The organism is Thalassolituus sp. UBA2009 (assembly GCF_002335285.1).
GTDB classification, from domain to species: Bacteria; Pseudomonadota; Gammaproteobacteria; order Pseudomonadales; family Oceanobacteraceae; genus Venatoribacter; species Venatoribacter alkanivorans.
In genome coordinates this window covers 1,452-4,786 of sequence record NZ_DDCJ01000010.1, presented here as the reverse complement: position 1 = coordinate 4,786, position 3,335 = coordinate 1,452, and the positions used below count along the sequence as shown (strand labels likewise).

General features: G+C 58.7%; 3 protein-coding genes. 2 read left to right on the top strand and 1 reads right to left on the bottom strand.

The window, feature by feature from the left end; all coding sequences use genetic code 11:
* A partial coding sequence (locus B3P58_RS00990) for a DUF2333 family protein (protein ID WP_286715364.1) occupies positions 1 to 230 on the bottom strand: 230 nt, incomplete at its 3' end.
* Between the two features lie 150 nt (positions 231 to 380).
* Here B3P58_RS00990 and B3P58_RS00985 point away from each other — a divergent pair.
* Together B3P58_RS00985 and ccoG are read left to right on the top strand one after the other, a co-directional pair.
* Positions 381 to 1,844, top strand: coding sequence for a sigma-54 interaction domain-containing protein (locus B3P58_RS00985; RefSeq protein WP_145469129.1), 1,464 nt, complete (start codon positions 381 to 383; stop codon positions 1,842 to 1,844).
* Between the two features lie 156 nt (positions 1,845 to 2,000).
* Positions 2,001 to 3,335, top strand: a 1,335-nt coding sequence (gene ccoG / locus B3P58_RS00980; RefSeq protein ID WP_286715361.1) for a cytochrome c oxidase accessory protein CcoG, incomplete at its 3' end; no start/stop codon positions are given.

Genomic DNA, 3,335 nt, shown 5'->3' with positions numbered 1-3,335 from the left:
GTGAAACCAACCACCGGCTCAACGCCCATCGCCTCAGCACGCTGCATAGCGCGCTCGCGCACCGGGAACATATCCGGCTCAGAGCTCCACAGAAATCCCAGAACAATGCATACCAGCAGATACACCACCAGCCCCAGCAGTACCGCGCTGCGTACCACACCACCATCAGTCCACCAGTCCTGCAGACGCTCACGCATATCCAGAATTTTGTTCTGCAACTGCCCCTTCATATCTTCCTTTCCTTTGTCTGTATCGCAAAAAACAGCAGCAAGCCTACCCGCCACCGCCCGTTCGGACAAGCTGCACACAGCTGATATACTGCGGCAACTCAATTAGTCTGTACCGCTTTGGCGGTTAACCCTGTCAGCCGAGGCCAGGCCATGTCCGCCAGTCAGAATTCCCCAGCCCAGAGCCACAGCGCACTCAGCCACAGCGAACTGAGCCATCGCTATCAGCGTATTCTTGAGGCGATGTCTGAAGGTGTCTACGGCCTTAACGCTGCAGGCCACGCGACCTTTGTAAACCCGGCGGCCGAACGTCTGACCGGCTGGAGCCAGGCCGAAATCGAAGGCCAGAGTATCCACCGCTTTCATCATCACAGCCATGTGGATGGCCGCCATTATCCGCAGGAAGATTGCCCGATTTACCAGACCCTGCAGACCGGCATCACCGCCTACAGCGATCAGGAAGTCTTCTGGCGCAAAGATGGCAGCTGGTTTCCGGTGGAATATTCCAGCACAGCCATCATCGACAATGGGGTTATCACCGGCGCCGTGGTGGTGTTCAAAGACATCAGTGAACGCCTGCAACATCAGCGCTCACTGCAGGCTGCCCTTGATCAGGTAGGTCAGCTGCAGCGCCAGCTGCAGGCCGAAAACCAGTACCTGCAACAGGAGCTGCGTGATCAGCAGGGCGAATCGGAACTGCTCGGCCAGAGCGATGGCATGCTGCAGCTGCAGCACAGCATTCGTCAGGTCGCGCCTACCCCCAGCTGCGTGCTGATTCTGGGCGAAAGCGGCAGTGGTAAAGAACTCGTCGCACGCAGTCTGCATCAGCAAAGCCCGCGTGCAGCCAAACCCATGGTGCGGGTGAACTGCGGTGCCATGGCCGAAAACCTGCTCGAGAGTGAACTGTTCGGCCACGAACGCGGTGCCTTTACCGGCGCCCACCAGCGCCGTATCGGCCGCTTTGAACAGGCCGACGGCAGCACCCTGTTTCTGGATGAAATCGGTGAATTATCCGCCGCCGCTCAGGTAAAACTCCTGCGTGTATTGCAGGAAGGTGAAATCCAGCGCCTGGGCAGCCAGCACACCATTAAGGTAGATGTCCGTATCATTGCCGCCACCCACCGCGATCTGGCTGCCATGGTACAGAGTGGTCAGTTCCGCTCCGACCTGTATTTCCGCCTCAATGTCTTCCCTTTGCACGTACCGCCTCTGCGTGAACGCCAGGCTGATATCCCGCTGCTGGCCACCCACCTGCTGCAGCGGCTGGCCAGCCGTCTGAACCGCAAGGCGCCGGCCCTGCAACCGGCACAACTGCGCCAGCTGATGAACCATCCCTGGCCGGGTAACGTGCGCGAGCTGGCCAACGTGCTCGAGCACGGCCTGATTCTCAGCAGCGACCAGCTGCAACTGCCGCTGTTACAGAGCATGACCAGCCTGCAGGACCACAACGGGCAGGAGACAAAGCCACTCCCTCTGCAGGAAGCCGAGAAGCAGCATATCCTGCGCGCCCTGAACTATTGTGGCGGTATGATCGGTGGCGATAAGGGCACCGCGAGACTGCTGGGCCTGCCGGTTTCCACCCTGCGCTCACGCATGAAAAAGCTGGGTTTGCTGTAACAAGAAGCGACATATCGTATAAAACCATATATCGACTCCGAATATCGTTTTCGTATCTGAGGTAATGACCAGAACCCCAGTATTTATGCGCCCTGAATAACTGGTACGCCGGTTGCCATAGGAGCCTGTCAAAGATTTTCACAGGTTCTGATGGTTATGATCCCCCGCATTCCCCTGCTCTCCGCTTTGTTCACCGCTGCCCGCCGCCGCCACGACAACCGTATCCCCCTGCATATGATTGACGAGCCGCCGCACCGGGTGCGTCTGGCCAGCGGCCTGTTCCGTAACTGGCGCCGTGCTGTTGGCTGGCCGCTGCTGGCAGTGTTCTTTATCACCCCCTGGCTCAGCTGGCAGGGCAAACCTGCGGTGTTTTTTGACCTCAATGCTCAGCAGTTTCATATCGGCGGCTGGCTCCTGTGGTCGGAAGATCTGTTGTTGCTCAGTGGTCTGCTGATCGGCAGTGCCTTCGCCCTGTTTTTTGTTGCCATGTACGCCGGCCGCCTGTGGTGTGGCTTCAGCTGTCCACAGACAGTGTGGACCTTTATGTTTATCTGGCTGGAAGAGAAAATCGAAGGCTCACGCCAGATGCGCCGCAAGCTGGATCAGGGTAAAGGGACCCGCCAGCAGAAGGTTCGCCGGGCACTGAAGTTTGTTGCCTGGGGACTGCTCAGTCTGGCGACCGCCATTACCATCATTGCCTACTTCTACCCGCTGGCGCAGTGGTGGAGTGATGTTATCCAGGGAGATATCAGCAGCGTTGCTATGTTCTGGCTGATCCTGATCAGCACCCTCACCTTTCTCAACGCCGGCTGGCTGCGCGAATCCGTCTGCACCCATATGTGCCCCTATTCCCGCTTTCAGTCGGTGATGTTCGATAACCAGACCCGCACCGTACGCTACGACAGCGCGCGTGGCGAACCCCGGGGTAAGCATAACCCTGGCAATACCAACAGCGGCGGCGATTGCATCGACTGCGGTCTGTGTGTGCAGGTCTGCCCGACCAATATTGATATCCGTGACGGTCTGCAGATTGCCTGTATCGACTGCGGTGCCTGCATCGATGCCTGTGACAAAGTAATGCTGCAAACCGGTCGTGCCACCGGCCTGATCACCTATCAGCCAGAGCAACAGCTAAGCCCGCTGCAGCGCTGGCGTCTGTGGGGTTATGGTGCACTGGCACTCAGTGCCTTTGCCGTCATTCTGGTCACAACCTTGCAGCAACCGCCACTGAGTGCCAGCCTGGAGCGCGACCGCCTGGCTCTGTACCAGCTGACACCGGACGACACCCTTATCAACCGCTACACCCTGAAGCTGCACAACCGCAGCCAAGACGCTATGCAGCTGACGGTTTACGATCAGCAGCAGATCCTGTTGCACACCACCCTCAGTGCCGGTCAGCGCGCCGCCCACAGCCTGGACATCGAACGCACCACCGACACCCCAAGCCAGGCGCTGGAGTTACGTATCGAAGACCAGCGCAGCGGCTATCAG